The sequence below is a fragment of the Ruegeria sp. AL2 genome (assembly GCF_056540845.1).
This window is the reverse complement of the sequence record NZ_JBQFXM010000002.1, coordinates 299,956-324,522: the sequence shown is the minus strand read 5'-3', so window position 1 is coordinate 324,522 and position 24,567 is coordinate 299,956. Positions and strand designations below refer to the sequence as shown.

Genomic DNA, 24,567 nt, shown 5'->3' with positions numbered 1-24,567 from the left:
CATGTATTGGTCGCCGCTCATTGCATGTGTCTCCGTCTCTTTCTGTTCATTTGACGCATCGCAGCCTTCATAGTTAGGCTAAACCATGCGCCTTGTCTTGTTGTGCCTGAGCCTGACGCTCACCGCCACCCCCTCCTTGTCGCAGGAGGCGATTGGCCTTGCGGCTCCGGCAGAGGTTAAAGACTCCGGTCTGTTGCAACATATCCTTCCTCGCTTCTCTCTCAAGACCGGGATACGCGTTGTCGCAGATGATGCCGGTGCCATGGTGCTGGAAACCGCGCCGCCCGGTGATCCTGTCTTTGCCCGTGGTGGAGTGGTCTATCACCTGCGGATCGAAGGTGATAATCGTCAAATCCGGTTTCGCGACTGGCTGCAATCAGATATCGGCAAGCGCACTGTCGAAGGTTTTCTTCCTGCGGTGGGTGAACCGTTCAGCACCGGCTTTGATCCCACATTCACCCAGTCGGACGATACCCTGGATGGCAACACCGTGCTGGGCGAAGAACTATCTATGACCCATTGTGGTCGATGTCATGTGATTGGCCCCCGAAACCGGATGAGCGGGCTTGGCTCAACCCCCTCTTTCGCGGTTCTGCGCGCGATGCCGGATTGGTCGGAACGGTTCGAGGCGTTCTTTGCCCTCAATCCCCACCCCGCATTCACGCAGATCGACGGGTTGACACCCCCCTTTGATCCCGAGCGACCATCCCCAATTCACCCGGTCAAGATGACGTTGGACGATCTTGAAGCCATCCTGGCATTTGTTTCGCGCATTGACGCCGCAGATCTGGGCTCGCCGCTAAAGCTTCAGTGATCCTTTCTATCCGAATAGTAATCCTCGGTGGTAACGACCCGAGGCTTTGGTTTTGACTGGAACGGATTGTCCTGCTGCTGGAAATGAGCATTCACCCGGCAATTGTCACACATCTGGATCATCCGCGCCTGTTCCGTTGAGGCAAACATCGGGTGCGTGCCCGAAAGCTTTTCCATGATCCGTTCAACGGTTGATTTCACCCCAAACAAAGCCCCGCATTCGACGCAGGCAAATGGTTCCTCCTCGTTCAGGACCTGCTGAGACAAGGCAGCATCGCTCAGGTCCAGTTGTGGTACCAAGGTGATCGCATCTTCGGGGCAGATCGTCTTGCACATTCCGCATTGCAGGCACGCATCCTGCTGAAAGTTCAACTGGGGCTTGTCAGGGTTATCCATCAAAGCCCCGGACGGGCACAGAGACACACAACTAAGACAGAGCGTGCAACTGTCAGTATTCACTGCAACGGCACCGTAAGGCGCACCTTCAGGCAATGGCAGCGGGGCTTTGGCCTGCGGATTCAGGGCCTGTGCGGCCAGTCGCGCGATTTGTCGGCGGTTGCCAAGTGGCAAGACCGGATCTGCCAACGGTTCGGGGACATTTTGCGCATACAGCAAGTCTGCCATCGCATTAGGGTCCACCTCCTCAATCAGCCCGATCCCATCCGAACTGGCTATGGCACGTGCCAGTTCAAGTTCGCGATCCAGCGCATCCCGCTCGGTCCTCGGTGCCAGCAGCACATCCACACGCGCAAATCCATGAGCCAGTGAGGCCAGCATTTCCGAATGACCGAACCCGGATATCACTTTCAATTCCAGCGGGATAACATCCGAAGGCAATCCCCGCCCGAACCTTGCTGCAAGCCTTATCATTTCGGCCCCGTGGGCGTCGTGCACAAGCAACCGGGGTGCGATACCGCCTGCCCTTCGGTACGTGCGCGCCAGAGTGTGCATCCGTGACAACAAGGCCGAAACAGGTGGATCTTCATAGGTTATCGCCGTCGACGGGCAGACCGCCGCGCATTCACCACACCCGGCGCAGACCATCGGATCAATCGCTACATGCTCGCCCGAGGGCGTGATTGCACCGGTTGGGCAGATATCCAGACAGTTTGAGCACCCGACCTGTTCCGCCCGCGAATGGGCGCAAAGTGTTTCTTCCAGTCGCACGTACAGGGGTTTTTCGAATGTTCCGACCAGTTGGGCGGCGTCGAAAGCCAGACGTTCTACAGAAACCGCATCCTTGGGATCAGCCCGCAAGTACCCCTCGCGCTTGGCCGGGGCCTGCACAAAGGGCGTGCCCCCCGTCAGATCAACAATGATATCGCAGGCCGATTGCGCCCCATCTCTTGGTTCCGTCCAATTGAAAGCACCCCTGCCTGCGGGAACCACTTGCTGCACATTGTCCAGACGCAAAGAAAACCCACCCAGAGCACCCGAAACAGACCGCAACTGTCCCCGAATGACGTCGAAGGCCCGAGAGTCCGGCTCAGCCTGATCTGTGACCAGAACGGTTACAGCCAGTGTCCGGGCCAACCTTTCCGCCAGTCCAAAGGCAACGGTGCCCGGACCCACGATGAAACACGTGCCTTCGCTGATGACATCAACGCTGGGCGTCACGGGTTGCGGCAGGAACGCTTCGGCGGCTAAGGCAGCCATTTTGGCCGTCGCATCCGCGCCCTGATCGGACCACCCAGCGCGATCCCGCAGGTCGACAAAGCCGGGGGTCTCGATATTCATATCTTCGGCAAGCGACCGGAACACCTCTTGTTCTTGCAGACAGGCGATGACGATATCGCCCTCTTGCATCGAGGCCGCAGCGGATTGCAGTTCTTTTGTACAAAGCGCGGTATGCACCTTTGAACAGGAAATTCCGCAGGCGCTTTCGATCCTGTCGGTATCCAGCGCCTGAGTTCCCGCGCAATCGCAGAGCAAAAGTTTCGTGCCCATGTCCCCTCCCTCGGGAAGCAGTCCCGATCCTCTGCACTTTAGGCTGCATTCCCGATGAAGCAACTTCAACCCTGTGCAGCGCGCAGGGCGCCGGGCAGAATTGCGCGGCAAAATCCCATAAAACAAAAGCATTCTCAGGCTTTGATCACGAAGACGCTACCGGGAATACGACCAAAGTATTAACGCACGGGCTTGGCACGTGGCTATTTTGTGTACCATAGTGGACGTGGAAAGGCAGGGGAGAGCCTTTCGGGGAGGATCCAGTGGCCAAGGCCGCAAGCCAGATCGACATGCCGGTTGGCGTCATTGTGCGCAAAACACCCGGGGTCACGCGTTGGGCCCGCTGGAACTGGCGCGCGGTCGCCGTGTTGCCTGGTGCAGGGCCAGCCGATTGGCAGGAACTGCGCCGCGAAGGCGAGGCGGTCGAATACCACGCTGCCACCCTTCCTCTGACCCTTTGGGCGGACGAGACCGAAGCCTACCTGGTCAACCTGTCGGACGGGCAGCCCTCGATCTATCTTGTACTGCGGAATGAGCTGAAGGGCGACACGCCGCTGAATGCAGTTCTGATCACCGCTTCTCCGTTCCAGGGGCAGGATTACGCAGATACCGGCGAAGAAATTGTCGAGAAAATCCCAATGACCGAAGGGCTGATCGCCTGGGTGCGGGATTTCACCCTGAAACATCACCAGCACGAAGTGTTCGTCAAGCGCCGTCGCGACAAGAAGCGGACGGATCTGGTTGAAGACGGCAAAGGTGATGCACGTATCCGGCAGGCATCGGACGTGTACCGCTCGCCGAGACGGGTGCTGCAATGACAGAGCGGCGTGATTTCTGGTCGCGCCGGAAGGCAGCCGTTCAGGCCGAAGCTGAAGCCGAGGCGATGGCCCTCGAAGAACGGGTGATAGCAGCACATCACACCGAACTTGAAGAAAAGAGTGACGCCGAGATTTTGGCCGAATTCAACCTTCCCGATCCGGATACCCTCGGACCCGGCGATGATGTTTCGGGCTTTATGTCCAAGGCAGTGCCTGATCGCCTGCGGCGCCGCGCCCTGCGTCGGCTGTGGCGGTTGAACCCTGTTCTAGCCAATGTCGACGGGCTGGTCGATTACGGCGAGGACTATACCGATGCGGCCTGCGTGATCGAAAACATCCAAACCGCCTATCAGGTTGGAAAAGGCATGCTGGCGCATGTCGAAGCGCTGGCCGCCGACGCGCAAGAAACGGAAGAAAACGAAATCGAAACTGATACGCTCTCTGAACCAGAGGTCGTGCCAGTTGACCCCGATCCCGTGCCACAGCCGGTTTCAGTGGTTCAGGTGGAAGAGCCGGAAGAAGTCGACCGTCCCCCGTCTCCACGTCGAATGACATTTGAATTTGAAGGATGACCGAATGACCGCAAGTGACGCGCACACTCTGGATGTTTCAGCCGAGGATCGCCTGCGCGCGGATTTCTATAACTTTCTGGGTCTGTTACTGGCAGGTCCTCCGGACCAGATGTTGCTGAACCAAATGGCTGGTCTGGTCGGAGATAACACGGATCTCGGCAAGGCCATTCAATCCATGGCGCGGGTTGCCAAGGTCACCAAGCCAGCCGCTGCCGAACGGGAATTCAATGCGTTGTTCATCGGATTGGGCCGGGGTGAGTTGCTGCCTTACGCCAGTTTCTACCTGACGGGCTTCCTGAACGAGAAACCCTTGGCTCAGCTGCGCAATGACATGGCGGTTCGCGGGATCACACGTGCCCAAAACGTGTTCGAGCCCGAAGATAACATCGCCTCATTGATGGAGATGATGGCCGGAATGATCGTCGGGCGTTTTGGCAGCCCGGCATCCCTGGATGACCAAAAGGCATTCTGGAGCAAGCATATCGGCCCCTGGGCCACGCATTTCTATTCGGATTTGGAAGCAGCCGAGAACTCGGTTCTTTATGCATCCGTCGGCACTGCCGGTCGGGTGTTCATGGAGATCGAGCGCGAAGCGTTCCGGATGACGGCGGGGTAACCCGCACATCGCCGGTGTCCTATGGGCGCCAAACCGCAATTGGGAAAGGAGGTTCCCATGAGCAAGACCAAGGAAGAAGGCGCCACCCGCCGTGACTTCCTCAAACTGGCCGGAACCGCAGCACCCGCTGCCGTTGCCGCCGCCAGCCTGACCGGGAAGGCCGAAGCCGCCGCGCTGCCGGCCGACGAAACCCGCATTCAGGATACTGCGCATACACGCGCCTACATCGAGAGCACCCGGTTCTAGGATCGGACGCTCTCACACCGACAGACGGTTGCGATTGGCCCTGACGTCGGTTTCAGCAGTACCAAGCCAGCCGTGGCTTACACGGCGCGCAAGGGAGGAAAGACATGCTTAGGAAAAAGACCAACGGGGTTGCGAGACGCCCCCAGCGGACAAGTATCCTGTCCCAGGTCGGCGAGAAAACCGTCGATCGCCGCGCATTCCTGCGTGGCTCGGGCCTGACGATCGGCGGCCTTGCCGCGATCAGCGCCACAGGTGGAACCGTGACGCCAGCCAGTGCCCAGACGGCGGCCAAACAGGCCGTTGAAAACATCAAATCCGTATGCACCCACTGTTCGGTCGGCTGTACTGTCGTTGCCGAAGTGCAGAACGGTGTCTGGGTCGGGCAGGAACCCGGCTGGGATAGCCCGTTCAACCTGGGTGCACACTGTGCCAAGGGAGCCTCGGTTCGCGAGCACGCCCATGGTGAACGCCGACTGAAATATCCGATGAAAAAGGAAGGCGGCGAGTGGAAGCGCATTAGCTGGGAAGAGGCGATCAACGAGATCGGCGATGGCATGATGTCGATCCGCGAAGAATCCGGGCCCGACAGCGTGTATTGGCTGGGCTCTGCAAAGCACAATAACGAACAGGCCTATCTGTTCCGCAAATTCGCCGCCTACTGGGGCACGAACAACGTGGACCATCAGGCCCGTATCTGCCACTCGACCACGGTTGCGGGTGTTGCGAATACATGGGGCTACGGCGCCATGACCAATTCGTATAACGACATCCACAACTCGCGCGCCATCTTCATCATCGGCGGCAACCCGGCTGAAGCGCACCCTGTCTCTCTGCTGCACGTTCTGCGCGCGAAAGAGCAGAACAACGCACCGCTGATCGTCTGCGACCCGCGATTTACGCGCACCGCGGCCCATGCGGATGAATATGTCCGTTTCCGCCCGGGCACAGACGTTGCGTTGATCTGGGGCATCCTGTGGCACATCTTCGACAACGGTTGGGAGGATAAAGAATTCATCCGCACCCGTGTCTGGGGCATGGACCAGATTCAGGATGAGGTGGCCAAATGGACGCCTGAAGAAACAGAACGCGTCACCGGCGTGCCTGGCTCGCAACTGAAACGTGTTGCCCGAACCATGGCCAACAACCGCCCCGGCACGGTCATCTGGTGCATGGGCGGCACACAGCACACCAACGGCAACAACAACACCCGCGCCTATTGCGTGCTTCAGCTTGCGCTGGGCAATATGGGTACCTCGGGTGGTGGCACCAATATCTTCCGCGGCCACGACAACGTGCAGGGCGCGACAGACCTTGGTGTATTGTCCCATACCCTGCCCGGCTATTACGGCCTGTCCGCGGGCGCATGGGGCCACTGGAGCCGCGTCTGGGGTGAAGACCTGGATTGGTTGAAGGGCCAGTTCGCCACGATCAAGGGCAAAGACGGCAAGGACAAACCGCTGATGAATGAAAGCGGTATCCCGGTATCCCGCTGGATCGACGGTGTTCTGGAAGACCCTGCGAACATGGATCAGGACAACAATGTCCGTGCCATGGTTCTGTGGGGTCACGCGCCGAACTCGCAAACGCGGGGTCCGGAAATGAAAACGGCAATGGAAAAGCTGGACATGCTGGTCGTGGTCGACCCGTATCCCACCGTTTCCGCTGTTCTGCATGACCGCACCGATGGCGTCTATCTTTTGCCCGCCTGTACGCAGTTCGAAACCCGAGGTTCGGTCACCGCGTCAAACCGCTCGTTGCAGTGGCGTGACAAGGTCGTAGAACCGCTGTTCGAAAGCCTGCCGGACGAGGTCATCATGGCCAAGTTCGCCAATAAGTTCGGTTGGGCGGATCGCCTGTTCCGCAATATCGAGATGGAAGACCCCGAGACCCCGAATGTTGAAAGCATCACGCGTGAGTTCAACTCGGGCCTCTGGACCATCGGCTATACCGGGCAGTCGCCGGAACGTCTGAAAAGCCATATGGCCAATCAGCACACGTTCGACAGAACCACGCTGCAGGCCATTGGTGGACCAAACGACGGCGAATACTATGGTCTGCCGTGGCCCTGCTGGGGAACCGCTGAGATGGGTCATACGGGGACACCGAACCTCTATGACATGTCCAAACCGGTGGCCGAAGGTGGCCTGACCTTCCGCGCCCGGTTCGGTGTGGAACGCGATGGCGACAACCTGCTGGCCGAAGGGGTCTATAGCGTTGGATCAGAAATTCAGGACGGATACCCTGAATTCACGATGCAGATGCTGATGGATCTTGGCTGGGACGGTGACCTGACGGCTGAAGAACGCGCTGCAATCGATGCCGTTGCAGGCCCCGAGACCAATTGGAAAACCGACCTTTCAGGTGGTATCCAGCGGGTGGCGATCAAGCATGGCTGCGCGCCCTTCGGGAACGCCAAGGCCCGCGCGGTCGTCTGGACCTTCCCGGATCCGATCCCACTGCATCGCGAGCCGCTTTATACGAACCGGCGTGATCTGGTGGCGGACTATCCGACCTACGAGGATCGGCACTCCTATCGCCTGCCCACCCTCTATGCTTCGATCCAAAAGAACGATTTTTCAAAGGATTACCCGATAATCCTGACGTCTGGTCGTCTGGTCGAATATGAAGGCGGTGGTGACGAAAGCCGGTCTAACCCATGGCTTGCTGAACTTCAGCAGGATATGTTCGTCGAGATCAACCCGCGCGATGCCAACAACCTTGGCATTCGGGACGGACAACAGGTCTGGGTCGAAGGTCCGGAAGGCGGCAAGGTCAAGGTGATGGCGATGCTGACCAATCGGGTTGGTGCCGGTGTCGCCTTCATGCCTTTCCACTTTGGCGGCCATTTCCAGGGCGAGGATCTGCGGCACAAATACCCCGCCGGTGCTGACCCCTATGTTCTGGGCGAAAGTTCCAACACCGCCCAGACCTATGGCTATGATTCAGTGACCCAGATGCAGGAGACCAAGTGTACTCTCTGCAAGATCTCGGCAGCGTAAGGAGGACGATTAATGGCTAGAGCAAAGTTTCTCTGCGACGCTGAACGCTGCATCGAATGCAACGCCTGCGTAACCGCGTGCAAGAACGAGCATGAGGTACCTTGGGGTATCAACCGCCGCAGGGTGGTGACGATCAATGACGGCAACCCGGGCGAACGCTCGATCTCGGTGGCCTGTATGCATTGTTCGGACGCACCCTGCATGGCGGTGTGCCCGGTCGACTGCTTCTATCAGAACGAAGAAGGTGTTGTCCTGCACTCCAAGGACCTGTGCATCGGTTGCGGTTATTGCTTTTACGCGTGCCCGTTTGGCGCGCCGCAATACCCGCAGGCGGGCAATTTCGGTTCACGCGGCAAGATGGACAAATGCACGTTCTGTGCCGGTGGTCCCGAAGAAAACCACTCGACCGCAGAGTTCGCCAAATATGGTCGCAACCGGATCGCCGAGGGCAAACTGCCCATCTGCGCCGAAATGTGCTCCACCAAGGCCCTGCTTGCCGGTGACGGCGACGTGGTGTCGGCTGTTTACCGTGAACGCGTCGTGGCGCGCGGTTTCGGCTCGGGCGCCTGGGGCTGGGGTACTGCCTACGACCAGAAAGACGGCTAAGCCGCTGTCTGCACAAAGCAATGGACAACCCGCTCAGCGCGGGTTGTCCGATCTTGGAATTTGACCGAGGTTCAGATGCTCCGCTTTCTCATCGCTTTTCTGTTCACCCTTGGGCTTACCTTTTCGGGTGCCGCCCAAACGACCGATGACAGCACCGCCATACCTGAAAGGGCGGGAACCGGCGGAGCGACGACCCTCGAAGACATCCTCGCCCGGCAACGTGGTGAGAAGGTGGATAACGCTTATCGCTCCGGCAATACCGGCCAGAGCAATGTCGAGGGTCTGATGGGGCAGCTTGGCACCCGTGGTGTTGCATCGAACAGCGATGTGTACCGTGCGTTGCGCTATGGCTCGGCCGATGTGACCGTGTCGTCAAACGGCCCCGCTGCTAGCGTGTTGATACAGGATGGTGGCATGTGGTGGCTGAATTTCCGCACCGGGCCGCTGCGCGAATATGGCACTTACATCATCGCCGGGATGTTGGGCATCATTTTGCTGTTCTTCCTGATCCGTGGGAAAATCCGCATCGATGGAGAGAAAACGGGCCGCACAGTCACCCGTTTCAACGGGATTGAACGTTTTGGCCATTGGCTGTTTGCTGGATCGTTCCTGATCCTCGGCATTACTGGTTTGCTCACGCTCTATGGCCGCGACTTCCTGATCCCGGTCTTCGGCAAGGAAGGTTTCGCCACCATCGCACAAGGCTGCAAGTGGCTGCATAACAATCTGGCCTGGGCCTTTATGCTGGGTCTGATCATCGTCACGGTGAACTGGATTGCTCATAACATCCCCAACCGCACTGACCTGAAATGGCTGGCCGCTGGCGGGGGCCTGTTCACCAAGGGCAACCACCCGCCCGCCCGGAAATTCAATGCGGGGCAGAAGATCATCTTCTGGGCCTGCATCCTGCTGGGCGTGTCAATCAGTCTGTCCGGCTTATCACTGCTGTTTCCGTTCGAGTTGCCCCTGTTCGCCAAGACCTTCTCGGTCGCAAACGCCACGGGCGTTCCTCAGGCGCTGGGTCTGACCTTGCCGGTGCAGATGTCACCGCAGGAAGAGATGCAATTCGCCCAAGTCTGGCATGTCATGATTGCCTATGTGTTCATCGCGATCATCGTTGCGCATATCTATCTCGGCTCGGTCGGTATGGAGGGCGCATTTGACGCCATGGGAACCGGAGAGGTCGAGGAACAATGGGCGCGCGAGCATCACTCGCTCTGGCTGGAAGAGGTGCAGGAAAAAGAGGCTGGCAAAGCAGCCGCCTCACCCGCTGAATAGATGCGTGGGCTGGTTCTGGCGCTGGCGCTGGTGCCCCTGCCTGCCGTGGCAGAGTTCTTTACACTGAAAGGGCATGGCGGCCCCATTATGGGCATTGCCACCGCGCCAGACGGTCGCATCGCAACAGCCAGTTTCGACAACTCTGTGGGTCTTTGGACCGGGCAAAAGCCAGATTGGTTCGAAGGGCACGAAGCGGCGGTGAACGCAGTCGCGTTCAACGGCTCCGCTTTCTATTCTGCTGGGGACGATTTCACCCTGCGCAAATGGCCCAGCGGTGAAGTCATTGGCCGACACAAGGGCAAGATTGTCGGCCTTGCCACGTCAGAAACCCTTATTGCCACGGCCAGCTGGGATGGAACAATCGGCCTGTGGCCTGTCGATGGCACAGAACCCGCGCGGCTTGGACCGACTGGCAGCGGCGTAAACGCGGTCGCATTCTCACCTGACAGCACGCAGCTTTATTCGGCGGGCGTCGACGGCGCTTTGCGGCTATGGGATGTATCCAGCAGGCAGGAAACAAGGCGTCTGGTCGAGCACGGGTTCGGCATCAATGAACTGGCCCTGAATGCACAGGATAACTGGATCGCCTATGGTGCGGTTGACGGTGTTACGCGTATCCTTGACCTTGCCACCGGGGAAGAGCGCGACTTCACACTGGACCGCCGCCCGATCCTTGCCCTTGCACTCAGCCCGGATCGGAGACTCTTGGCCGTAGGCGATGGCGAAGGGTATATTATGGTCATCGACACCGTCGATTGGCGCATTGCACAGGATTTTCGCGCCACGTTGCGCGGTCCGGTCTGGGCTTTGGCATTTTCCGCAGACGGTAAAAACATCCATGCGGGCGGACTTGACGAGGCGATGTACAGCTGGCCCGTGGACGCGTTGTCCGACCAACACCAGATGGCCTCGGCAGAACCGAGTTTCCTGAAAAATCCTGATGAGATGGACAACGGAGAACGCCAGTTTGCGCGCAAATGTTCGATCTGTCACAGCCTGTCCTCCGATAATGCACGACGTGCAGGCCCCACCCTGCACGGTGTATTTGGACGTCCGGCCGGCACAGTTCGCGGATATTTGTACTCGGATACATTGCAAGGCTCTGATATCATTTGGAATGACGAGACAATAAATGCCCTTTTCGACGAAGGGCCAGACCACTACATTCCGGGGTCGAAAATGCCGATGCAGCGGATTTCCAAAGCACAGGATCGCCAGGATCTTATCGCTTTTCTGCGTCGCGCAACAACTGACCGGAACTGAACCGGAGGAGCCCATGAAAGCCTTTCTCGCCGCCGTCGCCGCGATGGTCGTTATTGCAGGCGCAGCCCCGTTTGTGCTGGAACAAATCGGATTCAGTACCGCTGACACAACATCCGGCACCGCCGTGCGCCTCGACTGAATGCCGCAATATCTGACCACCCGTGAACTGGCCGATCTGCTGCGCATTGGCGAGCGGAAGGCCTATGACCTTGCTTCGTCAGGCGAAATACCGTGCGTGCGCGCCATGGGTAAGCTGTTGTTTCCGCGGGCCGAGATCATTGCCTGGCTCAACGCGTCGCGATCCGGTCCTCAGGTCGCCGAACCGCCCCTGCCCCCGATTATAGCGGGCAGCCACGATCCCTTGCTGGACTGGGCGTTACGTGAAAGTGGATCGGGGCTGGCCACCTATTACGACGGTTCTTTTGACGGGCTGATCAGGCTCAGCAAACGCAGCGCGCAGGCCGCTGTGCTGCACATCCACGAAAATGGCGGATTCAACAAAGAATCCCTGCTTGACACTTTGGGCGAAGCCCCGGTGATCCTGTTTGAAATCGCCCGACGTGAGCGTGGATTGCTTCTTGCCCCGGGCATATCCGACATCAATTCTTTTGACGACCTCAAGTCTCGCACCGTCATGCTACGTCAGGACAGTGCGGCAAGCCAGCGCCTGTTTGACTCCCAACTTGATGCCCACGGTCTGAGCCGGGATGATCTGGACATTCGACCAGGCTGCGCACGCACAGAAGAAGAGCTGGCCATCGCCCTGCATGACCGGAAGGCCGAGGCCGGTTTTGGGCTTGGCGCCCTAGCCGGGCTCTACAACTTGGGTTTTGTCCCCACTCATTCCGAGCGGCTGGACCTCGCGATCTGGCGCCGGGCCTTCTTCGATCCGCCAATACAGAAACTGCTGACCCTGTTGCGCTCGGGTCAATTCGCCCAGCGGGCAAGCGAATTTGGCGGCTATGACCTGTCTGGTATTGGCACGATCCACCACAATGGGGCCAGCGGGTGAGCTTCCACCCGCGCCTTCATCTTTTCAAAAATACTCGCCCCGCAGGGGCTGGCCGCAGGCCAGCTTATTGCGCATTGGGGAAAAACACCTGCTGACCGTCCAGTCGGAAAGAGGCGATCGCCTCCTGCCCGTCCGGCCCGGTCAACCAATCGATGAACCGCTGTCCAGAGGCAGCGCGCACATGGGGATGCTTTTCGGGATTTACGAGGATCACACCATATTGGTTGAACAGACGCGGATCACCTTCGACCAGTATCTCAAGATTGCCTCTGTTACCAAAGGATAGCCACGTCGCCCGATCTGTCAGAGTATACGCGTTCATGCCGCTGGCCACATTCAGCGTTGCCCCCATACCCGACCCGGTTTCCCGATACCAACTTCCGGATGCGCCGGTTGGATCCAGCCCCGCGGCAGACCAATGCCGCAGCTCGGCCTTATGCGTTCCACTGTCATCTCCGCGCGATGCAAACGGGGCTTCAGCGCTTGCGATCGCAGCAAGAGCGTTCAAAATTTCGGCACCACCGCGAATTCCGGCAGGATCTGCCTTGGGGCCCACCAATACAAAATCGTTATACATCAGGTCTCTCCGCTCCACGCCATATCCATCAGCGACGAATTTCTCTTCGGCGGATTTGGCGTGAACCAGCAGGACGTCACCGTCACCGTTCACTGCGTTGCGAATTGCCTGACCTGTTCCTACGGCCACGACGCGCACGTCAATGCCCGAATCGGCCTCGAACCACGGCAGAATATAGTCCAACAGCCCCGAGTTCTGGGTGGATGTCGTAGATTGAACGACAATGAACGGAGTCTCTGCCCTGGCCGCACTTGCCGACAGACCAAGGGCTATCACTGCTGCCCGAAATATTGCGCGAAACATCATACTCTCCGTTCTATCTCTTAAGTAACCAATCCACCCGCGAGGTAGCGGCGCGATGCTTCGCTTACAGGGGTATCCAAAACCTGTTTTGCAGGGCCGTGTTCAACCACATGACCGCCCTGCATCATGACCACATCCGAGGCCAAACGACGGGCCTGACCAATATCATGTGTCACCATCACGATCCGTACACCCCGCGCAGAGGCGCGCAGAACCATACGTTCGATCATCTGTGTCGCGCCGGGATCAAGGGCGCTGGTCGGTTCGTCCAGAAACAGTGTTTCGGGCTCCAGCGCCAAGGCACGCAATATGGCCAGCCTCTGGGCCTCGCCGCCCGACAGTGATCGGGCGGATTGCCGGGCCTTACCATCCAGCCCGCCTTCGGCCAGCAACTCGGTGATACGTGCCTTTCTTGCTGTTCGCCCAATGCCCTGTCGCTTAAGGACAAAGCCCAGGTTTGCAGCAACAGACCGTCGCAACAGAACCGGTCTCTGAAACACCATGGCTTGGCGCGCTTTCTGCGCGGCGCTCAGAGGGTTTCCATCCTGCACCACCCGCCCGCGATCCGGCGAGATCAGGCCATGCAAGCACCGCAGCAACAGGCTTTTGCCCGCACCGTTGGGGCCAAGAAGCAACGTCGGCCCCAGACCATCCAGAACCAATGAAGAAACATCCAGCAAAACCTTGCCGTTGCTGCGAATTTGCAAGTTTTCAACTGTCAGACAGTTCGACATGTCACAGGTCACGTCACGCATGGCGCAACCCCTCCTGTTCGGCCCGCAAACTGACCGCGCTGACCATCGCGTTTACGGCAATTGCAATTCCGATCAGGATCGCCCCCAGCGCCAATGCCAGAGACAGATTTCCCTTCGACGTTTCAAGCGCAATGGTCGTCGTCATCACGCGGGTCACATGATTGATGTTTCCGCCAACGATGATAACCGCGCCCACCTCGGCGATGGCGCGTCCAAAACCTGCAAGCAAAGCCGTGACAAGTGCCAGTCGCGCATCCCACAACAAAACCGGCACCGAGGCCAGCCGTGACACACCCAAGGAGCGCAGCTGTTCGGAATATTCCTCAGCCAGCATCTCAACAACCTGACGCGTCAAAGCCGCGACAATGGGGGTGACCAAAACGACCTGCGCAATGATCATGGCAGTCGGAGTGTACAAAAGCTCAAGCACCCCAAGGGGACCGGAACGGGACAGCATCAGATAGATCAGCAGGCCCACGACAACCGGCGGAAACCCCATCAGTGCATTCATCAGGACGATCAGCATCCTGCGGCCGGGGAACCGGGCGACGGCCAACGCAGCCCCAACGGGCATTCCGATCAGAGCAGAAACCAGCACCGCAAACACGGACACTTTCAGAGACAACAACACAATTGCCCACAGCTCAGAATCTCCCCCGAGGATCAAGGCGATCGCAGCGCTGAATTCTGTTGAAAATTCCTGCATTTTCTTCCTAGTTATCTACGCTTCGTACAGAACGCGCTAGATTACAGGGAAATACTACTTCATTTCGATGCCAAGTACAGACACAATTCCGACATCCCGAATACGAAACGCGGCCCCGATTGGGACCGCGTTTTTTTTCACTCAGATGAACCGTTGGCGTCAGTTCAGAGCAGCGTCCGTGATCTGATGCGTCCAGGCCCCTTCGGGTGTTTTGGTGATCACCGGATCAGAACCTCCGGCCAGCAGAGTACCAACGGTGCGATCAAAATCCGCCGGGTCCAACGCGCCGTTCGAACCTGCGGTCAACTTGGCGATCTCACCCATCATGCGTTTCTGATGCTCTTCTGTCTGAGCACCCGTTGCATCGTTCTCCAGCACGATATCTGCCGCTTCATCGGGGTTCTCCTCGGCGTATTTCCAACCTTTCATCGAGGCGCGCACAAACCGCTGCATCTTGTCGGTGAACGCCGCATCGCTGAGATTTTCTTCCAGAACGTAAAGACCGTCTTCCAGCGTCGCGACACCCTGGTCTTCGTATTTGAAGGTTACCAGTTCATCCGGGCTGACACCGGCATCGATGACCTGCCAGTATTCATTGTAGGTCATGGTGCTGATGCAATCCGCCTGACGTTGCAGCAGCGGGTCGACGTTGAAGCCCTGTTTCAGAACTTCCACACCGTTGTCGCCTTTCCCATCAGTGCTGATGCCCAACTGGCTCATCCAGCTCATGAACGGGAATTCATTGCCAAAGAACCAGACGCCCAGCGTGCGGTTCTTCAGGTCCTCGGGCGACGAAATACCGGCATCTTTCCAGCAGGTCAGCATCATGCCCGAGCTTTTGAACGGCTGGGCGATGTTCACCAACGGCAACCCTTTTTCACGTGCGGCCAGAGCGGCAGGCATCCATTCAACGGTCACGTCAGCACCGCCGCCCGCAATCACCTGTGTCGGAGCAATGTCAGGCCCGCCGGGCAGAATGGTAACGTCCAGCCCTTCTTCCTCGTAAAAGCCCTTGTCCTTGGCAACGTAGTAGCCCGCGAATTGTGCTTGCGTGACCCATTTCAGTTGCAGTGTCACTTCATCCGCCGCCAGCGCCGTACTGGCTGCCAGACCAAAGGCGGCAACCGCCCCGCTGAATAGCTTGTTCATCTTCATTTCTCCTAGTTGCTTGTTGCGCCCCGATTTTCAGGGTCTGTTGATTTTCTTCGTCTTATCCGCGTTGTGAGGGGTGCCAGAACGTCACCACTTTTTCGATTCCCGCCACCAGGCCATAAAAGGCCGTACCTGCGATAGCGGCAACAACGATTTCGGCCCAGACCATGTCCAACGACAATTGACCGACGCTGGTGGATATCCGAAATCCCATACCGAGTGTTGGCGATCCGAAGAATTCAGCCACGATGGCGCCAATCAAAGCCAAAGTTGTCGAAATCTTCAACCCGTTGAAAATGAAAGGCATCGCCGCAGGCAGCCGCAACTTCAGAAAGCTCTGCCAATAACTTGCAGCATAGGTTTCCATCAAGTCACGCTGCATCGCTGTGGCCTCGCGCAGACCGGCCACGGTGTTGACCAGCATCGGAAAGAACACCATCACAACGACCACCGCCGCTTTGGAATGCCAATCAAACCCGAACCACATGACCAGAATGGGTGCCGTCCCCACAATAGGCAAAGCCGCGACGAAATTCCCGACTGGCAATAGCCCCAAACGCAGGAAATCCCACCGATCAACAGCAATCGCTATAAGGAAGGCCGATCCACAGCCGATGACATATCCGCTGAGCGCGCCTTTCAGGATCGTCTGAACAAAGTCGGCCCAAAGAATGTCAAGGCTACCTGCAAATCGCACCGCTATGGCGGAGGGTGCAGGCAGAATGACCAGCGGCACTTCAAGCCCGCGGACCACCAGCTCCCAGGCTCCGACGATGGTCAGACCAAAAATCACCGGCGCCAGGAAGCGTACCATCTGGCTGTCGGCTTGCGGGCCACTGGCCAATCGGCTGTTCAACCACCAGCCGAAGGCCCACAGCAGCAAAGCAAAGACAACCAACATCATTGCGCCATCCCCATTCGCCTCAGAACCGACCGTTCAATCAATCCCAGCAAACCGACCAGGCACGCGGCCAGAATGGCTGCTGCAAACAGCGCTGACCATATCTGCACGGTTTGACTATAGTAACTGCCTGCCAGCAACCGAGCGCCCAATCCTGCGACAGCGCCTGTCGGCAGCTCGCCCACGATTGCGCCGACCAGCGATGCCGCAATACCGATTTTCAACGAGGTGAACAGGTATGGCATCGACGCAGGCAAGCGCAGTTTCCAGAACCCCTGCGATTGGCTGGCATTATAGGTCCGCAACAGGTCAAGTTGCATCGCGTCAGGGCTGCGCAACCCTTTGACCATGCCTACAACAACCGGAAAAAAGCTCAGATACGCTGAGATGATCGCTTTGGGAATGATCCCCTGAACCCCAACCGAGTACAGGACCACGATAATCATCGGTGCCAGAGCGATAATCGGGATCGTCTGGCTCACGATAGCCCATGGCATGACTGACAAATCCATCACGCGGCTATGCACGATCCCAACGGCCAACAAGACTCCCAGCCCGGTCCCGATGACAAAGCCCAGCATCGTAGCGCTGAGTGTCACCCACCCATGAAAGATCAGCGATCTTTTCGAGTTGATTTTCTTCAGGACAGTTGTATCCCACAGTTCAGTCGCCACCTGATGAGGTGATGGCAAACGGGGCTTGCCCTGCTCCCAAGTTGCTGGAATCGCGAACGAGTTATCCAGAACCAGACCGAACTCTCCAAGATCCCGACGCGCGCTCGCGGTGGGTGGCTGAACCTCGGCTCCACCACGTTCAAGTTCGGTCAAAACCCCTTTGATGTTCATTGGAACGCAAGCGGCATACCAGAACAGAACGATCACGGCGACGACGGTGAAAACGGCGATGATCTGCTTCATGCGTGCCACTCCATACGAAAGACGGGCACTGTGTCTGGCGGTGCAGGCAGTTCTTCGGCGGTTACATCGAACCCTTCACGGCGGTAAAACCTCTGCGCCGCCTGATTGGGTTTGTGTGTTGTCAGCCAAAGGTGGGTCCGACCCTCCTTCGCCTTGTCAACGAAACACTTGCCAATTCCCTGCCCCGTCCGGCTGCAATACAACGCACCGATTTTACTCTGTGCCGGATCAACGGACATGTAGCAATCAACCGGATCACCCGCGACCCAGATCTCACGGCTGTCGAACGCATCGCGGATCAAGGCCGCCAATTCCTCCACCGGCATTTCATCAGGCATCCAGTCCGTCTGCGAGGCCCAATTGTAAATCACGCGGGCACAAGCCGGCACGTCACCTACTACGGCCCGTCTGATGGTTTCTGCCCCCGGATCAGTCGTCATAAGAATGCCCCGCCCGCAACCCGTCGCGAACACGATGGGCCACTTCGATGAATTCTGGGGTGTCACGAATGTCCAACGGTCGTTCCTTTGGCAGCGGGCTGTCGATCACATCCGTAATCCGCCCCGGCCGCGGGCTCATCACGACAATTTTGGTGCTCAGATATACGGCTTCGGGAATCGAATGTGTCACGAAACCGATGGTTTTTTCGGTTCTTGCCCAAAGCGCCAGAAGCTGCTCGTTCAGGTGGTCGCGCACAATCTCATCCAAAGCGCCGAACGGCTCATCCATCAACAAGATATCAGCATCAAAGGCCAAGGCCCGTGCGATGCTGGCGCGCTGCTGCATCCCTCCGGATAACTGCCATGGGAATTTCCCACCGAACCCTTCAAGATCAACCAGTTCCAGGACTTTTCTCACCCTTTCTTCCTGCTCGGACGCGGAATAGCCCATGATCTCAAGAGGCAACTTGACGTTCTTTGCGATGGTGCGCCAGGGATAAAGGCCCGCTGCCTGAAAGACATATCCATAGGCCCTGTTTCGCCGCGCTTCGTCCGCTGTCATTCCGTTGACAGTCAGCGACCCGCCGGTCGGTGACTCCAAGGCCGCGATACAGCGCAGGAAAGTGGTTTTCCCACAGCCCGAGGGGCCAATGAAACTAACAAATTCACCCTTGTCGATCGTCAGGTTCACGTCTTTCAACGCGTGAACAGGCCCGTCATTGGTTTGAAAGGTGAGGTCAAGCTGCCTTGCTTCGATGACGTGCTGGTTCGTGCTTTCAGTGGTCATTCTACTGCCTTGAAAAGAGTGGTGCCGGGGCCGCCCAAATAGCGGCCCAACGGATCAAACCCCCGTCGCCGGGATACCTGTCCGCTCAACTGGCCGAGGGGCGGTTAGTTCTTTCCACGCGCTCAAAGCCTTGTTGACGGTCGTATTTGCCTCGCGCGCAACGAACTCGCCATGGCCTTCCTGCGTGCGGATTTCACCATCATGTACCGCAACCTGTCCACGGGTCAGCGTAAAGCGCGGCAAGCCTTTGACCTCTTTGCCCTCAAACACGTTGTAGTCGATCGAAGATTGCTGCGTACTGGCTCTGATCGTTTTCGTTTTCTCAGGATCCCATACGACGATATCTGCGTCCGCTCCAACAAGGATCGCGCCCTTTTTCGGATAGCAATTCAGTATCTTGGCGATGTTTGTTGAAGTCACCGCTACAAATTCGTTGGGCGTCAGGCGCCCGGTATTCACACCGTGTGTCCACAGCATCGGCATCCGATCCTCCAGACCGCCGGTCCCGTTAGGGATCTTGGTGAAATCCCCAACTCCAAAGCGTTTCTGTTCGGTCGTAAAGGCGCAATGGTCGGTTGCCACAACACTCAGCGATCCTGATTGCAGGCCATTCCACAGGCTGTCCTGGTGCTGCTTATTGCGGAACGGAGGGCTCATGACCCGCCGCGCGGCGTGATCCCAATCCTGATTGAAATATTCACTTTCATCCAGGGTAAGATGCTGAATCAGCGGTTCGCCCCACACTCTCTTGCCCTGCATTCGGGCCCGGCGAATGGCCTCATGAGACTCTTCGCAGGATGTATGAACAACATAAAGCGGCACGCCCGCCATATCAGCGATCATGATGGCCCGGTTGGTGGCCTCACCCTCCACCTGCGGTGGTCTGGAATAGGCATGCGCTTCGGGGCCAGAGTTCCCCTCGGCCAGCAGCTTGGCGCTCAGCTCGGCAACAACGTCACCATTCTCGGCATGCACCATTGCGATTCCGCCCAGTTCGGCCAAACGCCTGAACGAGGCGTAAAGCTCATCGTCATTCACCATCAATGCGCCTTTATAGGCCATGAAATGCTTGAACGTGTTGATGCCGCGCGTCTCGATCACGGTCTTGAGGTCGTCAAATACCTGTTCACCCCACCATGTCACTGCCATGTGGAACGAGTAGTCGCAATTCGCCCGTGTCGATTTGTTGTCCCAGCGCTTCAGGGCATCCAGCAGGCTTTCACCCGGATTGGGCAGCGCGAAATCAACAACCATCGTCGTGCCCCCCGCCAGGGCCGCCCGCGTACCGCTTTCGAAATCGTCGCTGGAATAGGTGCCCATGAACGGCATTTCCAGATGGGTATGCGGATCAATCCCACCGGGCATCACGTAACAGCCGGTCGCATCCAGCTCTTTATCCCCTTTCAGACCCATCCCGATCCCGGTGATGACGCCGCCTTCGACCAATACATCCGCCTTGTAAGACAAATCCGCGGTGACAACGGTTCCGTTTTTGATAACAGTACTCATTTTGAACTCCCTGATGCGGTCTGCGCCGCTTGCTTCATCTGGCCAATAATATCCCGGGGGGGTCGCCCAATGGGCGACGGGGGCGGCACCCCCTATTCCACGATTTCGGCAGTCTCGACCACGGCATGCAGCAGGACATCTGCCCCGGCTGCCGCCCAATCCTTGCTGATCTCTTCAGCCTCATTATGGCTCAACCCATCAACACAGGGGCACATGACCATGGCGGTCGGGGCCACACGGTTGATCCAGCAGGCATCATGCCCCGCGCCCGAGATGATGTTGGTATGCGAATAGCCCAACCTTTCAGCCGCATCGCGCACGGCGGACACGCAATCGTCGTCGAATTTAACCGGATCAAAACCGCCGACTTTCTCGAATTCGATCTGCAGGCCCATTTCTTCGACAATATCTTCCGCCGCCACCCGCAGGCGGTTTTCCATGTCGGTGATCACCTCCAGCTCGGGCGAGCGGAAATCGACCGTGAAAACGACTTTTCCGGGGATCACATTTCGCGAGTTCGGGAAAACGTCAATATGCCCCGCAGCACCAACCGCATGCGGTGCATGAGACCAGGCGATTTCGTCCACTTTCTCAAGAATGCGCGCCATGGCAAGTCCGGCATTCTTGCGCATCGGCATCGGAGTCGAACCTGTATGGGCATCCTTGCCGGTCACCGTGATCTGTGTCCAGCTCAGACCCTGACCGTGGGTAACGACGCCGATATCCTTGCCTTCGGCTTCAAGGATCGGGCCCTGTTCGATATGCAACTCAAAGAAAGCGCGCATCTTGCGCGCGCCGACTTCTTCTTTGCCGCGCCAACCGATCCGGTTCAGTTCATCCCCGAATTTCTTACCCTCGGCATCTTCACGGTCATACGCCCAGTCCTGCGTGTGCATTCCTGCAAAGACACCGGACGACAGCATGGCAGGCGCATATCGCGTCCCTTCCTCGTTGGTCCAGTTGGTCGCCACGATGGGATGTCTTGTCTTGATCCCGAGATCGTTGAGCGTTCGGATAATTTCCAACCCGCCCAGAACGCCCAGCACACCGTCATATTTTCCACCGGTCGGCTGCGTATCCAGATGCGATCCCACATAGACCGGCAAAGCGTCCGGATCGGTGCCCTCACGATGCGCAAACATGTTGCCCATCTGGTCCAGACCCATGGTGCATCCAGCCTCTTCACACCACTTCTGGAACAAGGCGCGGCCTTCGGCATCTTCGTCAGTCAGAGTTTGCCGGTTATTCCCCCCCGCAACACCGGGACCGATCTTAGCCATCTCCATCAGGCTGTCCCACAACCTGTCGCCATTGATCCTGAGATTCTGCGCCGGAGCTGCCATTGTCTTATTCCCTGTTTGCTTGCGATTTTGCTCGCTATTGGTGTCTTGATTTGACCAACTGGTCAAACTCACGCTATCACGGGTTCGGTATCAGTCAAGAAATTGCGCGGCAAAGCCTGAAATTTCAGTGTAATCCGTGCCTATCCGACGAAAAAAGAGACACACTGAAATCATGCCGAAAGACCGCGCACCGACTCGTATCCAGAAGAAGAACCGAGCCGCGATTCTCGAGGCTGCCCTGAATGTGTTTTCCGCACACGGGTTTCGTGGGGCGACCGTCGATCAGATTGCCGCCGAGGCGGGGTTGAGCAAACCCAATCTCCTCTACTATTTCGCGTCGAAAGAGGCGATCCACACCGAATTGCTTTCGGGCTTGCTGGAAACCTGGCTGGCGCCCTTGCACGATCTGGATGAGACCGGTGATCCGATGGAGGAAATGCTGTCCTATATTCGCCGGAAACTGCAAATGAGTCAGGAGCTACCACGGGAAAGCCGCCTTTTTGCCAATGAGCTTGTGCAAGGCGCGCCCCGCATTCACGATGCTTTGTCCAATGATCTCAAACAACTGGTTGACGAAAAGGTCACCATTCTCACTAACTGGATGGATCAGGGCAAAATCACGCGGCTGCACCCTTATCATCTGATGTTTTCGATCTGGGCGCTGACGCAGCATTATGCCGATTTCGACGTTCAGGTGCGGGCTATTCTGGGCGACGAAAACCCGTTTGAGGGTGCAGAACCCTTTGTCGATACGCTGTACCGAAAGCTCCTGACACCATGAACTCAGGGGCCGCGTCAGCGGCCCCTCAGGGATATTCCCTGTCTCGATCATTCCGCTGCTTTGGCCATCGGATTGTTCGGGTGCGTGGTCCAGTTCGCGTAGGTCGGCTGAACCTCTTTCCCGGTGCGCGGATCGATTTCACCCGCCGCCATCGGCACCATCGAAATGCAGCCTTCGACCGGGCAGACATCAACGCAGAGGTTACAGGCGACGCATTCGTCATCCTTTACCTCGAACACACGGTCATCCGACATTGAAATCGCTTGATGGCTGGTATCTTCACAGGCGGCATAGCACCGGCCGCATTTGATGCACTGGTCCTGATCGATCTTGGCTTTGGCGGTGTAGTTCAGGTTCAGGTATTGCCAATCGGTGACATTGGGCACCGCGCGTCCGATCACCTCATCAATGCTGGTATACCCCTTTTCATCCATCCATTCCGACAGACCTGCTGTCAATTCATCGATGATCTTGAACCCATAGGTCATCGCAGCGGTACAGACCTGCACCGTGCCACATCCCAGCGAAATAAACTCGGCCGCATCACGCCATGTGGTGACACCCCCGATGCCCGAGATCGGCATGCCATGCGTCGCCTCGGCCCGTGCGATTTCGGACACCATCGACAGGGCGATCGGTTTCACGGCAGGGCCACAATACCCTCCGTGGCTGCCCTTTCCATCAATCGAGGGTTCGGGGCTGAAGGTGTCAAGATTGACGCTGGTGATCGAATTGATCGTGTTGATCAGCGACACCGCGTCCGCGCCACCATTTCTGGCCGCCGCCGCGGGTTTCCGGATGTCGGTGATATTCGGTGTCAGTTTCACGATGACCGGACGGTCATAGTATTGCTTGCACCAACGCGTGACCATCTCGATATATTCCGGCACCTGCCCCACGGCGGACCCCATGCCGCGCTCACTCATCCCGTGCGGGCAACCGAAGTTCAATTCGATTCCGTCCGCGCCGGTTTCGGCCACGCGCGGCAGTATGGCTTTCCAGGCCTCTTCCTCGCAGGGCACCATGATCGAAGCGATCAGGGCGCGATCCGGATAGTCGGACTTGACCCGCGCCATTTCCTCGAGGTTCACCTCAAGCGGGCGGTCGGTGATCAGTTCGATATTGTTCAGTCCCAGCAAACGGCGGTCGGCACCGTAAATCGCGCCATACCGCGGGCCGTTCACATTTACGACCGGCGGTCCCTCGGACCCCAGTGTCTTCCACACAACACCGCCCCAACCGGCCTCAAACGCGCGACGAACATTGTATTCCTTGTCCGTCGGCGGCGCAGAGGCCAGCCAGTAAGGGTTTGGGCTGGAAATGCCCAGAAAGTTAGTCGTCAGATCGGCCATGGCTTCTCCCTTCCCGGCTCAGCCGGATTTTTTGAATATCATTTCGGTCGGGCGTATGCGCCCGGCCTTGAGGTTTTTGACGTAGTTCTGGAACTTTTCAGGCGCCGTCTCGCCCATCATCAGATGAATGCCCAGCGGTGCCGGGCCGGATTCGGCAATCTTTGCAAAGACGTCCTCGAAGAACTGTATCGCGAATTCGGTGCGATCCGTTTCTGTCACCAGTTCAAAACCCGCGGCGCTTGCCGCAGACTTATAAACATCCGGCGCATCCACGAACGAGGTCTCGGCAACAGTGGACCACGGCAGAGGGAAAGCCAGCGGCTCGTCCACGTCTCCGGCCATCACATCGAAAAGGGCAAAAGTACCGCCCTTGGCAAGCGCCCGCGACACTTCGGCGAACAGCCCGGCCTTGTCCTTTATGTTCATGCCCACATGCATCATGACGGCCAGGTCGAACCCAGCATCCGGCACCGGCATCTCCAAAGCGCTGCCCACATGAAAGCTGGTTTTCGAGGAATGCCCGACCATATCGCTGAGAACCCTGGCGGTTTCAACGAATTCCGGTGTCAGATCGACACCTGTTACTGTCGAATCATAGCGATCCACGACATAGCGAGAGGTTCCGCCGATACCGCATCCGACATCCAGAACACGGGTCGCATGGGTCGGCGACAACTGCGCAAACAGGTTGTTGGTCGCAAGAACGCCGCCCGTGTGGAACTCGTCCCCCGCTTTCAGGTCTGCGGCCGTGGCCGCATCCGGATCGATACCGCTGGCCTCAAGCGCCGCGCGAACGCGGTCGGCCAGTGCTCCGGTGGTGTAGTGTTGCGCTACGGCTTGTTCGATCTGGGACATGGGAATACCTCAGCAGCGA

General features: G+C 57.9%; 25 protein-coding genes. 12 read left to right on the top strand and 13 right to left on the bottom strand.

Going from position 1 to position 24,567, the window contains the following annotated elements:
• Nucleotides 1-85: 85 nt before the first annotated feature.
• Nucleotides 86-814, top strand: a complete 729-nt coding sequence (locus ACR0ID_RS05495; protein ID WP_480553288.1) for a hypothetical protein — start codon at nucleotides 86-88, stop codon at nucleotides 812-814.
• On the opposite strand, the gene ACR0ID_RS05490 is transcribed toward ACR0ID_RS05495, so the two are convergent.
• Nucleotides 808-2,760 carry a 4Fe-4S binding protein gene (locus ACR0ID_RS05490; RefSeq protein WP_480604263.1) on the bottom strand — a complete coding sequence of 651 codons (1,953 nt, stop codon included), beginning with the start codon at nucleotides 2,758-2,760 and terminating at the stop codon, nucleotides 808-810. The genes ACR0ID_RS05495 and ACR0ID_RS05490 overlap by 7 nt on opposite strands.
• A 263-nt stretch (nucleotides 2,761-3,023) precedes the next feature.
• On the opposite strand from ACR0ID_RS05490, the gene ACR0ID_RS05485 reads away from it, so the two are divergent.
• The 10 genes from ACR0ID_RS05485 (at nucleotide 3,024) to ACR0ID_RS05440 (ending at nucleotide 12,170) form a co-directional block, all read left to right on the top strand.
• Entirely contained in the window at nucleotides 3,024-3,578 is a 555-nt protein-coding gene (locus ACR0ID_RS05485; protein WP_480476678.1) for a DUF3305 domain-containing protein, read from the top strand.
• Nucleotides 3,575-4,150: a DUF3306 domain-containing protein gene (locus tag ACR0ID_RS05480; protein WP_480558612.1), complete on the top strand. Its 576-nt coding sequence runs from the start codon at nucleotides 3,575-3,577 to the stop codon at nucleotides 4,148-4,150. Before ACR0ID_RS05485 ends, ACR0ID_RS05480 begins: the two co-directional genes overlap by 4 nt.
• Nucleotides 4,151-4,154: 4 nt before the next feature.
• Nucleotides 4,155-4,766 carry a TorD/DmsD family molecular chaperone gene (locus ACR0ID_RS05475; RefSeq protein ID WP_480604261.1) on the top strand — a complete coding sequence of 204 codons (612 nt, stop codon included), beginning with the start codon at nucleotides 4,155-4,157 and terminating at the stop codon, nucleotides 4,764-4,766.
• 57 nt (nucleotides 4,767-4,823) lie between these two features.
• Nucleotides 4,824-5,012, top strand: coding sequence for a ubiquinol-cytochrome c reductase iron-sulfur subunit N-terminal domain-containing protein (locus ACR0ID_RS05470; RefSeq protein WP_480516714.1), 189 nt, complete (start codon nucleotides 4,824-4,826; stop codon nucleotides 5,010-5,012).
• Nucleotides 5,013-5,116: 104 nt separating this feature from the next.
• Nucleotides 5,117-8,011 carry a formate dehydrogenase subunit alpha gene (locus tag ACR0ID_RS05465; RefSeq protein WP_480516712.1) on the top strand — a complete coding sequence of 965 codons (2,895 nt, stop codon included), beginning with the start codon at nucleotides 5,117-5,119 and terminating at the stop codon, nucleotides 8,009-8,011.
• A 12-nt stretch (nucleotides 8,012-8,023) separates the two neighbouring features.
• Nucleotides 8,024-8,617 (top strand): formate dehydrogenase FDH3 subunit beta, encoded by a 594-nt coding sequence (fdh3B, locus tag ACR0ID_RS05460; RefSeq protein WP_209504177.1) that lies wholly within the window; start codon nucleotides 8,024-8,026, stop codon nucleotides 8,615-8,617.
• 75 nt (nucleotides 8,618-8,692) lie between these two features.
• Nucleotides 8,693-9,895 (top strand): formate dehydrogenase subunit gamma, encoded by a 1,203-nt coding sequence (locus ACR0ID_RS05455; RefSeq protein WP_480604259.1) that lies wholly within the window; start codon nucleotides 8,693-8,695, stop codon nucleotides 9,893-9,895.
• Nucleotides 9,896-11,158, top strand: coding sequence for a c-type cytochrome (locus ACR0ID_RS05450; RefSeq protein WP_480604257.1), 1,263 nt, complete (start codon nucleotides 9,896-9,898; stop codon nucleotides 11,156-11,158).
• 13 nt (nucleotides 11,159-11,171) lie between these two features.
• Nucleotides 11,172-11,297 (top strand): hypothetical protein, encoded by a 126-nt coding sequence (locus ACR0ID_RS05445; RefSeq protein ID WP_480476664.1) that lies wholly within the window; start codon nucleotides 11,172-11,174, stop codon nucleotides 11,295-11,297.
• Nucleotides 11,298-12,170 (top strand): substrate-binding domain-containing protein, encoded by an 873-nt coding sequence (locus ACR0ID_RS05440; RefSeq protein WP_480604255.1) that lies wholly within the window; start codon nucleotides 11,298-11,300, stop codon nucleotides 12,168-12,170.
• A 64-nt stretch (nucleotides 12,171-12,234) separates the two neighbouring features.
• Here ACR0ID_RS05440 and ACR0ID_RS05435 read toward each other — a convergent pair whose 3' ends face one another.
• The 10 genes from ACR0ID_RS05435 to ACR0ID_RS05390 all read right to left on the bottom strand — a co-directional run bounded on the left by ACR0ID_RS05435 (nucleotide 12,235) and on the right by ACR0ID_RS05390 (nucleotide 21,560).
• On the bottom strand, nucleotides 12,235-13,050 hold the full coding sequence (locus ACR0ID_RS05435; RefSeq protein ID WP_480476660.1) for an ABC transporter substrate-binding protein: 816 nt from the start codon (nucleotides 13,048-13,050) through the stop codon (nucleotides 12,235-12,237).
• Nucleotides 13,051-13,070: 20 nt separating this feature from the next.
• The gene (locus ACR0ID_RS05430) at nucleotides 13,071-13,805 is read right to left on the bottom strand and encodes an ATP-binding cassette domain-containing protein (protein ID WP_480604253.1); all 735 of its coding nucleotides are present in this window, start codon (nucleotides 13,803-13,805) and stop codon (nucleotides 13,071-13,073) included.
• Nucleotides 13,798-14,511, bottom strand: coding sequence for an ABC transporter permease (locus ACR0ID_RS05425; RefSeq protein ID WP_480604251.1), 714 nt, complete (start codon nucleotides 14,509-14,511; stop codon nucleotides 13,798-13,800). The genes ACR0ID_RS05430 and ACR0ID_RS05425 overlap by 8 nt, the downstream gene beginning before the upstream one ends.
• Before the next feature lie 159 nt (nucleotides 14,512-14,670).
• Nucleotides 14,671-15,660, bottom strand: coding sequence for an ABC transporter substrate-binding protein (locus ACR0ID_RS05420; RefSeq protein ID WP_480476654.1), 990 nt, complete (start codon nucleotides 15,658-15,660; stop codon nucleotides 14,671-14,673).
• A gap of 61 nt (nucleotides 15,661-15,721) precedes the next feature.
• Nucleotides 15,722-16,567 (bottom strand): ABC transporter permease, encoded by an 846-nt coding sequence (locus ACR0ID_RS05415; RefSeq protein ID WP_480516704.1) that lies wholly within the window; start codon nucleotides 16,565-16,567, stop codon nucleotides 15,722-15,724.
• A complete protein-coding gene (locus ACR0ID_RS05410; RefSeq protein ID WP_480604249.1) occupies nucleotides 16,564-17,481 on the bottom strand; it encodes an ABC transporter permease in 918 nt (305 codons plus the stop codon). The genes ACR0ID_RS05415 and ACR0ID_RS05410 overlap by 4 nt, the downstream gene beginning before the upstream one ends.
• Nucleotides 17,478-17,921: an N-acetyltransferase family protein gene (locus ACR0ID_RS05405; protein ID WP_480558634.1), complete on the bottom strand. Its 444-nt coding sequence runs from the start codon at nucleotides 17,919-17,921 to the stop codon at nucleotides 17,478-17,480. Before ACR0ID_RS05405 ends, ACR0ID_RS05410 begins: the two co-directional genes overlap by 4 nt.
• The gene (locus ACR0ID_RS05400) at nucleotides 17,911-18,708 is read right to left on the bottom strand and encodes an ABC transporter ATP-binding protein (RefSeq protein WP_480516698.1); all 798 of its coding nucleotides are present in this window, start codon (nucleotides 18,706-18,708) and stop codon (nucleotides 17,911-17,913) included. The genes ACR0ID_RS05405 and ACR0ID_RS05400 overlap by 11 nt, the downstream gene beginning before the upstream one ends.
• A 54-nt stretch (nucleotides 18,709-18,762) precedes the next feature.
• Complete coding sequence (gene hydA / locus ACR0ID_RS05395; protein ID WP_480604246.1) at nucleotides 18,763-20,217, bottom strand: dihydropyrimidinase; 1,455 nt, start codon at nucleotides 20,215-20,217, stop codon at nucleotides 18,763-18,765.
• Between the two features lie 92 nt (nucleotides 20,218-20,309).
• Nucleotides 20,310-21,560 carry a Zn-dependent hydrolase gene (locus ACR0ID_RS05390; RefSeq protein WP_480604244.1) on the bottom strand — a complete coding sequence of 417 codons (1,251 nt, stop codon included), beginning with the start codon at nucleotides 21,558-21,560 and terminating at the stop codon, nucleotides 20,310-20,312.
• A gap of 172 nt (nucleotides 21,561-21,732) precedes the next feature.
• On the opposite strand from ACR0ID_RS05390, the gene ACR0ID_RS05385 reads away from it, so the two are divergent.
• Complete coding sequence (locus tag ACR0ID_RS05385) at nucleotides 21,733-22,341, top strand: TetR family transcriptional regulator C-terminal domain-containing protein (RefSeq protein ID WP_480516692.1); 609 nt, start codon at nucleotides 21,733-21,735, stop codon at nucleotides 22,339-22,341.
• A 47-nt stretch (nucleotides 22,342-22,388) separates the two neighbouring features.
• On the opposite strand, the gene preA is transcribed toward ACR0ID_RS05385, so the two are convergent.
• Entirely contained in the window at nucleotides 22,389-23,693 is a 1,305-nt protein-coding gene (preA, locus tag ACR0ID_RS05380; RefSeq protein WP_480604243.1) for an NAD-dependent dihydropyrimidine dehydrogenase subunit PreA, read from the bottom strand.
• 18 nt (nucleotides 23,694-23,711) lie between these two features.
• Complete coding sequence (locus ACR0ID_RS05375) at nucleotides 23,712-24,548, bottom strand: class I SAM-dependent methyltransferase (RefSeq protein WP_480493383.1); 837 nt, start codon at nucleotides 24,546-24,548, stop codon at nucleotides 23,712-23,714.
• Between the last annotated feature and the right edge of the window lie 19 nt (nucleotides 24,549-24,567).

What these genes read in the sequence shown, in the direction of transcription:
- ACR0ID_RS05495 (WP_480553288.1), top strand. Translation starts at nt 86, where the DNA reads ATGCGCCTTGTCTTGTTGTGCCTGAGCCTGACGCTCACCGCCACCCCC.
- ACR0ID_RS05490 (WP_480604263.1), bottom strand. Translation starts at nt 2,760, where the DNA reads ATGGGCACGAAACTTTTGCTCTGCGATTGCGCGGGAACTCAGGCGCTG.
- ACR0ID_RS05480 (WP_480558612.1), top strand. Translation starts at nt 3,575, where the DNA reads ATGACAGAGCGGCGTGATTTCTGGTCGCGCCGGAAGGCAGCCGTTCAG.
- ACR0ID_RS05475 (WP_480604261.1), top strand. Translation starts at nt 4,155, where the DNA reads ATGACCGCAAGTGACGCGCACACTCTGGATGTTTCAGCCGAGGATCGC.
- ACR0ID_RS05470 (WP_480516714.1), top strand. Translation starts at nt 4,824, where the DNA reads ATGAGCAAGACCAAGGAAGAAGGCGCCACCCGCCGTGACTTCCTCAAA.
- ACR0ID_RS05465 (WP_480516712.1), top strand. Translation starts at nt 5,117, where the DNA reads ATGCTTAGGAAAAAGACCAACGGGGTTGCGAGACGCCCCCAGCGGACA.
- fdh3B (WP_209504177.1), top strand. Translation starts at nt 8,024, where the DNA reads ATGGCTAGAGCAAAGTTTCTCTGCGACGCTGAACGCTGCATCGAATGC.
- ACR0ID_RS05455 (WP_480604259.1), top strand. Translation starts at nt 8,693, where the DNA reads ATGCTCCGCTTTCTCATCGCTTTTCTGTTCACCCTTGGGCTTACCTTT.
- ACR0ID_RS05450 (WP_480604257.1), top strand. Translation starts at nt 9,896, where the DNA reads ATGCGTGGGCTGGTTCTGGCGCTGGCGCTGGTGCCCCTGCCTGCCGTG.
- ACR0ID_RS05445 (WP_480476664.1), top strand. Translation starts at nt 11,172, where the DNA reads ATGAAAGCCTTTCTCGCCGCCGTCGCCGCGATGGTCGTTATTGCAGGC.
- ACR0ID_RS05440 (WP_480604255.1), top strand. Translation starts at nt 11,298, where the DNA reads ATGCCGCAATATCTGACCACCCGTGAACTGGCCGATCTGCTGCGCATT.
- ACR0ID_RS05435 (WP_480476660.1), bottom strand. Translation starts at nt 13,050, where the DNA reads ATGTTTCGCGCAATATTTCGGGCAGCAGTGATAGCCCTTGGTCTGTCG.
- ACR0ID_RS05430 (WP_480604253.1), bottom strand. Translation starts at nt 13,805, where the DNA reads ATGCGTGACGTGACCTGTGACATGTCGAACTGTCTGACAGTTGAAAAC.
- ACR0ID_RS05425 (WP_480604251.1), bottom strand. Translation starts at nt 14,511, where the DNA reads ATGCAGGAATTTTCAACAGAATTCAGCGCTGCGATCGCCTTGATCCTC.
- ACR0ID_RS05420 (WP_480476654.1), bottom strand. Translation starts at nt 15,660, where the DNA reads ATGAACAAGCTATTCAGCGGGGCGGTTGCCGCCTTTGGTCTGGCAGCC.
- ACR0ID_RS05415 (WP_480516704.1), bottom strand. Translation starts at nt 16,567, where the DNA reads ATGATGTTGGTTGTCTTTGCTTTGCTGCTGTGGGCCTTCGGCTGGTGG.
- ACR0ID_RS05410 (WP_480604249.1), bottom strand. Translation starts at nt 17,481, where the DNA reads ATGAAGCAGATCATCGCCGTTTTCACCGTCGTCGCCGTGATCGTTCTG.
- ACR0ID_RS05405 (WP_480558634.1), bottom strand. Translation starts at nt 17,921, where the DNA reads ATGACGACTGATCCGGGGGCAGAAACCATCAGACGGGCCGTAGTAGGT.
- ACR0ID_RS05400 (WP_480516698.1), bottom strand. Translation starts at nt 18,708, where the DNA reads ATGACCACTGAAAGCACGAACCAGCACGTCATCGAAGCAAGGCAGCTT.
- hydA (WP_480604246.1), bottom strand. Translation starts at nt 20,217, where the DNA reads ATGAGTACTGTTATCAAAAACGGAACCGTTGTCACCGCGGATTTGTCT.
- ACR0ID_RS05390 (WP_480604244.1), bottom strand. Translation starts at nt 21,560, where the DNA reads ATGGCAGCTCCGGCGCAGAATCTCAGGATCAATGGCGACAGGTTGTGG.
- ACR0ID_RS05385 (WP_480516692.1), top strand. Translation starts at nt 21,733, where the DNA reads ATGCCGAAAGACCGCGCACCGACTCGTATCCAGAAGAAGAACCGAGCC.
- preA (WP_480604243.1), bottom strand. Translation starts at nt 23,693, where the DNA reads ATGGCCGATCTGACGACTAACTTTCTGGGCATTTCCAGCCCAAACCCT.
- ACR0ID_RS05375 (WP_480493383.1), bottom strand. Translation starts at nt 24,548, where the DNA reads ATGTCCCAGATCGAACAAGCCGTAGCGCAACACTACACCACCGGAGCA.